This is a genomic window from Mycobacterium sp. (genome assembly GCF_025965855.1).
In the GTDB taxonomy this organism is placed as follows: Bacteria; Actinomycetota; Actinomycetes; order Mycobacteriales; family Mycobacteriaceae; genus Mycobacterium.
This window is the reverse complement of record NZ_JAOPWB010000317.1, coordinates 1-7,350: the sequence shown is the minus strand read 5'-3', so window position 1 is coordinate 7,350 and position 7,350 is coordinate 1. Positions and strand designations below refer to the sequence as shown.

The 7,350-nt window shown below is 67.0% G+C and carries 9 protein-coding genes and 1 pseudogene; 8 read left to right on the top strand and 2 right to left on the bottom strand.

Going from position 1 to position 7,350, the window contains the following annotated elements; all coding sequences use genetic code 11:
* The first annotated feature begins 11 nt into the window (after positions 1–11).
* Positions 12–140: an MMPL family transporter gene (locus tag JWP83_RS31365; protein WP_367185679.1), complete on the top strand. Its 129-nt coding sequence runs from the start codon at positions 12–14 to the stop codon at positions 138–140.
* 125 nt (positions 141–265) lie between these two features.
* On the opposite strand, the pseudogene JWP83_RS27095 reads toward JWP83_RS31365, so the two are convergent.
* A pseudogene (locus JWP83_RS27095) lies at positions 266–621 on the bottom strand (SDR family NAD(P)-dependent oxidoreductase); the annotation flags it as partial.
* Between JWP83_RS27095 and JWP83_RS27090 the strand changes: the two are divergent.
* The 7 genes from JWP83_RS27090 to JWP83_RS27060 all read left to right on the top strand — a co-directional run bounded on the left by JWP83_RS27090 (position 602) and on the right by JWP83_RS27060 (position 6,828).
* Entirely contained in the window at positions 602–958 is a 357-nt protein-coding gene (locus JWP83_RS27090; protein ID WP_367185678.1) for an aldo/keto reductase, read from the top strand. The pseudogene JWP83_RS27095 and the gene JWP83_RS27090 sit on opposite strands and share 20 nt — an antisense overlap.
* Positions 955–1,299, top strand: coding sequence for a hypothetical protein (locus JWP83_RS27085; RefSeq protein ID WP_297737641.1), 345 nt, complete (start codon positions 955–957; stop codon positions 1,297–1,299). Before JWP83_RS27090 ends, JWP83_RS27085 begins: the two co-directional genes overlap by 4 nt.
* Entirely contained in the window at positions 1,296–1,853 is a 558-nt protein-coding gene (locus JWP83_RS27080; RefSeq protein WP_297737637.1) for a pyridoxamine 5'-phosphate oxidase family protein, read from the top strand. Before JWP83_RS27085 ends, JWP83_RS27080 begins: the two co-directional genes overlap by 4 nt.
* A gap of 59 nt (positions 1,854–1,912) precedes the next feature.
* Positions 1,913–4,444, top strand: a complete 2,532-nt coding sequence (locus tag JWP83_RS27075; RefSeq protein WP_297737634.1) for a SpoIIE family protein phosphatase — start codon at positions 1,913–1,915, stop codon at positions 4,442–4,444.
* Positions 4,444–4,767: an STAS domain-containing protein gene (locus tag JWP83_RS27070; protein ID WP_297737645.1), complete on the top strand. Its 324-nt coding sequence runs from the start codon at positions 4,444–4,446 to the stop codon at positions 4,765–4,767. The genes JWP83_RS27075 and JWP83_RS27070 overlap by 1 nt, the downstream gene beginning before the upstream one ends.
* Before the next feature lie 40 nt (positions 4,768–4,807).
* Positions 4,808–5,590, top strand: coding sequence for a 3-hydroxybutyrate dehydrogenase (locus JWP83_RS27065; protein WP_297737631.1), 783 nt, complete (start codon positions 4,808–4,810; stop codon positions 5,588–5,590).
* A 197-nt stretch (positions 5,591–5,787) separates the two neighbouring features.
* On the top strand, positions 5,788–6,828 hold the full coding sequence (locus JWP83_RS27060; protein WP_297737628.1) for a PE family protein: 1,041 nt from the start codon (positions 5,788–5,790) through the stop codon (positions 6,826–6,828).
* Positions 6,829–6,864: 36 nt separating this feature from the next.
* On the opposite strand, the gene JWP83_RS27055 is transcribed toward JWP83_RS27060, so the two are convergent.
* On the bottom strand, positions 6,865–7,350 hold a 486-nt coding region (locus tag JWP83_RS27055; protein ID WP_297737624.1), incomplete at its 5' end, for a glycoside hydrolase.

Here is a 7,350-nt window from a genome sequence, read left to right as displayed (position 1 = left end):
TGGGTTCCACCGTGTGCATCGGCCTGCTGCTCGACACGCTGATCGTGCGTTCGTTCGTCGTGCCGTGCATCCTGCGAATCCTCGGGAAGTGGTTCTGGTGGCCAACGCTGGTACGTTCCCGTCCGCTGCCGCAGGGATAGGCGGTTTTGTTGGTCCACTCGTGACATTGCTGGCAGAGTCAGGCTGCGGCGAGGTGAGTTGCTGCCTTACGGAAGGAGGCCCATGACGGTCGTTTTGGTGCATGGCAATCCGGAGACTGACGCACCCTGCACAGGTAGAACGACCCGTTCAGGTTGACCGCAAGGTCTTCTGCCCAGTCGTCGTCGGTCATCGACTCCGTCCTGCGCATCTGGTGTCGCCCAGCGATGTTGATAAGGACGTCGAGTCCGCCCAACTCGCGGACGCACTGCTCGACCGCGTCCCTGCAGACCTGCGCCGAAGCAACGTCCGCCAACGCGTAAGAACCACGTTCCACGTCGGCGAATACCTCGGCCAAGCGCCCAGCGTCCCGGCCTATTCCGAAAACCGTTGCGCCCTGCCGGGAAAGCAGCCGGGCCGTCTCAGCGCGAGGCCCGACGACCGCCCAGTCACGAGCACGACTTTGCCCTGCAGTGCTGACATATCTTCGCGTAACGCTACCGCGCAGCAGCTCAAGGAGCGCAAGCATCTGCGCAGCCCGGCTCCGTTGGAACCGCGGCTGCTCGACGATGCTGTGATCGTCTCGATCGCTCGGCGTCTCGGAAAGACCCCCGCGCAAGTGCTTCTGGCCTGGAGCATCCAGCGCGGCAGCGCAGTTCTCACGTCATCCGTCAAGCCGGCACGCATCGGCGAGAACTTCGATGTCACCGCGCTTCCCGAGAGCGCGATCCAAGAGATCAGCGAGCGGCTCGAGACTCGGTGCCGGTTCAATTCCGTTGTGGACGGGGGAGAACCGGGATTTGCCGAGGTTCCCCGATGAGATATTCCGCCCCGTCGAGCTCGTCTGCCGCTGTGGGCTTCCACAGCGGCGAGTTGGCCGTTCAACGACAAGCCCGCGTCGAAGCACAGGCCGCCCGGCTCGCGCCGATGGTCGCCCGCGGACAATTACGCGCCGGCATGGCCGCATCCCTTTCCGAGGCGACATTCGCGGTCCTGGCCGCCCGCGACCGGACCGGGTGGCTTTGGACCTCACCGCTACTCGGGCCACCCGGTTTCCTACAGGCCGCGTCGCCGACCACCCCGGAGATCGACACGCCGCTGCCCAGCGCGGACCCCTCCACGGCCTATCTGACGGGCAGCTGGTGGGCGTCATCGCCATGAACTTCATTTCGCGACGGCGCATTGGTATCAACGGTGTCCTCACCTCTACTGAGGCGGGTCGGCTGACCATCAACGTCGACCAGGCCTACGGCAACTGCCCGCAATACATCCAGCAGCGCCACGTACACGTCGATGGGCCACCTGACGACAACCGGGCGCGGCTGTATTCCGGAAATACGTTGCGGCCGGAAGACATTCGGCTGATAGAGGCCGCCGACACATTCTTTCTGGGTACCACCCACGCCACCGCCGGCAGCGACGCCTCCCACCGCGGCGGCCCTCCCGGGTTCGTCCGCGTTGCATCGGGGCACCTGTGGTGGCCCGACTATCCCGGCAACAACATGTTCAACAGCTTCGGCAACCTCGCCGCCGACCCCGCCGCGGCGCTGCTGTTCATCGACTTCCGCGCCGGCGTCGCGCTTGCGCTCTCCGGTAGCGCGACCGTCTGCTGGGGCGACCCGGCCGCCGTGGGCAGCGAAGCCGAGACCGGACGCCGCGTCGAATTCCTTCCCGAGCGGGTGATCACCACGGCGATGCCCGCCCTCGGCCGCTGATCGACCGGCCCGAAACCCAAAGGGAATAGGACCCGAATTAAACAATTAGATTTGTAGCTATGGCGGACAAGGACCGGGCCGAACCGCGGTCACAGCTCGACGAGCTGGCGGCGGCTCGCGACCAGATGGAACTACTGGTCCGGCTCATCGTGGAGATCGGCTCCGACCTGGATCTGGATTCGACATTGCATCGAATCGTCAACGCGGCCATCGAGCTGACCGATGCCCGGTACGCCGCGCTGGGCATACGGGCGCCCGACGGAACGCTGGCCTCCTTCGTCCACACGGGAATCGACGCCGACGCGGCCCGGCGGCTCGGTGACCTGCCGGTGGGAGAGGGCCTCCGCGTCGACGATCTGAGTGCCCACCCGCAGGCCGCCGGGCTGCAGGCACACGACCCGCCGCTGCGGGCGCTGCTCGGCATACCGATCACCGTGCGGGCGGCTGACTTCGGGAGCCTTTACCTGGGCGACGATCGGCCGGGCCGAGCGTTTTCCGACCCCCAGGAAGCCGCCGTGCGGGCGTTGGCCACGGCCGCGGCGGCCGCGATCGACAACGCGCGACTCTTCGAGCGGGAACGTGAATCGGCGAAATGGACGAAGGCCAGCCGGGAAATCACGACCGCGCTGCAGTCCGGTGACCCACAGACGGGGCCATTGCAGCTCATCGTGAACCGGGCGCTGGAGTTGGCCGGTGCCGAGCAGGCGATTCTGCTGGTTCCGCGGGACCCCGATCTGCCCTCCGATGAAGTCGACACCCTCGTCGTGGCCGCTACGGCGGGCCGGTACGCCTCGGAGGTGATTGGCCGGCAGGTGCCGATGGACGGCTCCACTACCGGCGGCGTCGCGCGCCGCGGCGTGCCGCTGATCACCGATTCCTTCCAATATCCGATCGAGGGGTTCACCGATGTCGGTGAACGCTCGGCGATCGTCATGCCGCTGATCGCCGACGAGAGGGTGCTCGGAGTGATTGCCGTCGCGCGCCGCCCGCAACAGCCCGCATTCGACAACGATTACCTCGAACTCGTCACTGACTTCGCCCGACACGCAGCCATCGCGTTGGCGCTGGCCGCGGGCCGCGAACAGGCGCTCAACCAGGAACTCGCCCAATCGGACACCCTCGACGAGGCGGTGCACGCCGCGGCTGAGGAACTGCGTCGGCTCTGGCGGGCCCGCCGCGTCCTGGCGGTCACCTTCCCGACCCACAGTTCCTCCGCGGAAACCACCTATGGCGCACCGCTAGTCGTGTCGGTCGGCGAACCCGCACAGTGGGGCGACCTGCCCTCCCAGACCCGGCAGACGCTCAGCTCGTTGCGCGACGGCGACCTACTCACCCCCAACACACCAGAGCCCGGGACGGCGGGGATCGCACTGCAACATCCCGAGGGCGTGCTCGCCGTCTGGATCGACCTGACCGAGCAGCGGCCGTTCACCCTCGAGGACCAGACCCTGCTGACCGTGCTGGCGGGCCGCCTCGGCCAGGGTCTGCAGCGCGTGCACCAGGTCGACCAGCAGCGCGAAACCGCCCTTGCGCTCCAGCACGCGATCCTCGGCCCCGCCGAGCTACCGCACGGGTTCGTCGCGCGCTATCAGGCTGCCAGCCGGCCCCTGCAGGTGGGTGGCGACTGGTACGACACCGTCGACTTGGACGACGGGCGCATCGCGTTGATCGTCGGCGACTGCGTCGGCCATGGCCTCGCCGCCGCCACCGTGATGGGGCAGGTACGCAGCGCCTGCCGCGCGCTGCTGTTCGAAAACCCCAGCCCGAGTGCCGCCCTCGCGGGCCTGGACCGCTTCGCAGCCCGACTGCCCGGCGCCCAATGCACCACCGCCGTCTGCGCGGTCCTCAACCCCGACACCGGAGAACTGGTGTACTCCAGTGCCGGGCACCCGCCGCCCATCCTGGTCGACGCCGACGGCACCACCCGAATCCTCGACGACGGACACACCATCGCGTTGGGAGTACGACCCGACTGGCCCCGCCCCGAAGCCCGCGTGACCGTCCCGCCGCGCGCCACTTTGCTGCTCTACACCGACGGGCTGGTCGAACGTCGCCGCCGTGCACTGCAGCATGGCATCTCCCGCGCCGCCGCCCTCGTTCAGGACGGCCGCGATTCCACGCTGGATGATTTGGCGAACCGGATCATGTCCGGTCTCGCGCCCAGCGGCGGCTATCAGGACGACGTCGTCCTTCTGCTCTACCGCCATCCGGCCCCACTGGAGTTGGAGTTTCCCGCCGACGTCAGCCAACTCGCCCCCATCCGTACCGCACTGCGCCGGTGGTTGACCCGAGCCAGGCTGGATCCGGATCAGGCGATGAACGTGCTCGTCGCCGCAGGAGAGGCCGTCGCCAACGCCATCGAGCACGGCCACCGTCACCGTCCGGGTGGCATGATCAGCCTTGGCGCCATCATGCTCGTCGACCAGGTGCGGTTGACCATCAGCGACACCGGCTCGTGGAAGCCCCCGCAACCGGGTACCGAAACCCATCGCGGCCGGGGCATCGCTCTCATGCGGGGGCTCATGCAGGACGTCACCATCAACCCGCACACCGCCGGAACCACGGTTCACCTATGCGCGAGGATCACCTGATGCCCACGTCGCTCACCCTCGACACCGCGCACCGCAACGGGAAGGTCGTGCTGACCGCAGCGGGGGAAATCGATCTGAGCAACGTCGACGCATTCAACCAGGCCCTGAGCAGCGCCACCACCGAGGCCAGTGGCAACGGCGGCACGCTTACCGTCGATCTCAGCGCGGTGGAGTACCTGGACAGCGCCGCCATTAACGCCCTGTTCGCCCGCGCCGACCACATCCGTCTCATCGCCCATCCCCTGGTGATGCCCATCCTCACCGTCAGCGGCATCACCGAACTGGTCGCCGTCGAACCCGCACCGCCGGCAGCCGAACGCTGACGCGCAGCGCCGACCGCAAGCCCGGGGGATACTCGTCAAGATGATTCGCGGAAAGTCCGTCGTCGTAACGGGTTCCACGTCCGGTATAGGCCTTGGTATCGCGCGTGCCTTCGCCGCCGAGGGCGCGAACGTGACCCTCAACGGTTTCGGTGACCCGGATGCCGTTGAGCAACAGCGGCGCGGCATCGAGGAGACGTTCGGGGTGACGGCGGCCTATTCGGGCGCCGATGTGACCAAGCCGGACGAGATCGCCGCCATGATCAGCGGCGCCGAAAAGACCTTCGGCGCGATCGATGTCCTGGTTAACAATGCGGGCATCCAGTACGTGGCGAAAGTCGAGGAATTCCCGATCGAGAAATGGGACGCTGTGATCGCCACGAATTTGTCGGCCGCTTTCCACACTTGTCGCTGCGCACTACCGGGGATGAAACGCCGGGGCTGGGGCCGAATCATCAATATCGCCTCGGCGCACGGCCTCGTTGCCAGCGCCGGAAAGGCGGCATATGTCGCCGCCAAGCACGGCGTCGTGGGACTGACCAAAGTGGTGGCCATCGAGACCGCCGACCGCGGCATCACCTGCAACGCGATCAGCCCGGGCTGGGTGATGACGCCTCTGGTCGCGCAGCAAGTCGAAGCGCGCGCCGAGGCGCTGGGCAAGTCCTTCGAGGAGGCCAAGCACGAATTCGTAGCCGAAAAGCAGCCGATGGCCCGCTACACCGAGCCGGAGGACATCGGCGCGCTCGCGGTCTTCCTGGCCGGCGATGCGGCCGCCACCATCACGGGCGCCAGTTATTCGATCGACGGCGGCTGGACCGCCCAATGAGGCGCAATACCCGTCGGCAATTCTTGAGGTTTTTGGCGGTCGACGCCGCCCGCTTTTGAAGCGCAAATCGCGAAACTTACTCATGTTAGGTTATTCCTGAAAAGCCGGATTTTCATAGGTATTTCTACAATGCCCGATTAGGCTCATGTTGCTTAGGTCGTCGGGCGACCGTCGCAGTGGTTCGGCGGGAGGCGCATGTGTCATATCTGGTGACGGCTCCAGAACAGCTGGAGTCGGCGGCCCAGGGTTTGGCAGGTATCCGCTCATTGCTATCCGGGTCCGCTGCGTCAGCTGCGGCGCCCACAACGGCGGTGGCCGCCGCGGCCCAGGACGAGGTATCCGCCTTGGTCGCAACGATGTTCAGCGATTTCGGCCAGGAATTTCAGACGATCAGCGCCCAAGCCAACGCGTTTCACGAGGAGTTCGTCGGCTTGATCAGTGCGGGCGCGGGCGCCTACCTCGGCACCGAGGTGGCCAACGCCGGGGCGGCGGCCGCCGCCGACTTGAGCCTGACCTCGATCCTGGGCGGTAGCGCGAGCCTGACCCTGGACGGCGGCGTGGTGAACTTGCCGCCGATCCTGGGGGGCGGCGCGCTGAGCGTGCCCTCGCTGATCACCGGTGGCGTGCTGAATCTGCCCCCGATCCTGGGCGGTGCGGGGTTGACCGTGCCCCCGATCTCCAGCGTCGGGTCCGCGATCGCCAACGCCATGAGCCCGATCATCAATGGCGGCGTGGTGGCCCTGCCCCAATTCCTGGGCGGTGGGGAGTTGACCGTGCCGTCGATCCTCACCGGCGGTGTGCTCGACCTGCCCGCAACGCTCGGCGGTGGCGTGCTGGGGTTACCTTCGATCATCACCGGTGGCCTGCTGAGCCTCCCCTCGAGCGTCGGCGGCGGGATCTTTACCGTGCCCCCGATCAGCAGCGTCTTGACCTCGATCCTCGACGGTGGCGCCGTGAACCTGCCCCCGGTCCTGGGCGGCGGGCAGCTGAGCGTGCCGTCGATCCTGACCGGGGGTGTGCTGAGCCTGCCCCCGATCGCCGGCGGTGGGGACGTGAGCATCCCGTCGATCCTGACCGGCGGTGTGCTGAGCCTGCCCTCGATCGTTGGCGGCGGGGACGTCGGGGTCCCGTCGATCGTCACCGGTGGTGTGCTGACCCTGCCCCCGAGTGTCGGCGGTGGGCAACTGACGGTGCCCTCGATCGTCACCAGTGGCTTGCTGGGCCTCCTCGTCGGGTGACTGCAGTCCCGACGCGGGGAGCGGGATGGGCGTCGATCACTCGGACGGCGCAGGGGTCATTGACCCGATGTAATACGTCTCGTGACCCGTCGGGTATCCGCCGCCATTGGTGGCGATATGAACGTGGTCGTAGTGGTTGAGCGTTTCGTTGCCGTAGTTCGCGGTCCAGCTCGGCGCGCCGACGCCCGGGTAAATCTTCTGCCGCCAGATCACGTGGTTGATTCCCCAGCGTTTCGCATTCGCCAAGGCGTACCCGGCGATTTCGTTGCCGAGCTGGATGCCTTCGGGGCTGCCGTGGTTAGGGATCATCACGTCGATGGCCAACCCGTTCGGGTGCCACGGCAAGGGGTCCTCGCGGTACCCGTAGATGGTGGTGATCTCCGGAAACAGCACGCTGATCACGCGGGCCGCCCAGATGGTCTTGACCTGCAACCGCTGCTCCGACGCGACGCCGGGAGACAACGGGAACAGGAATTGCTGGGCAGCGGCGGGAGCACCTGCCGTCAGCTTTTCCACCTCCGC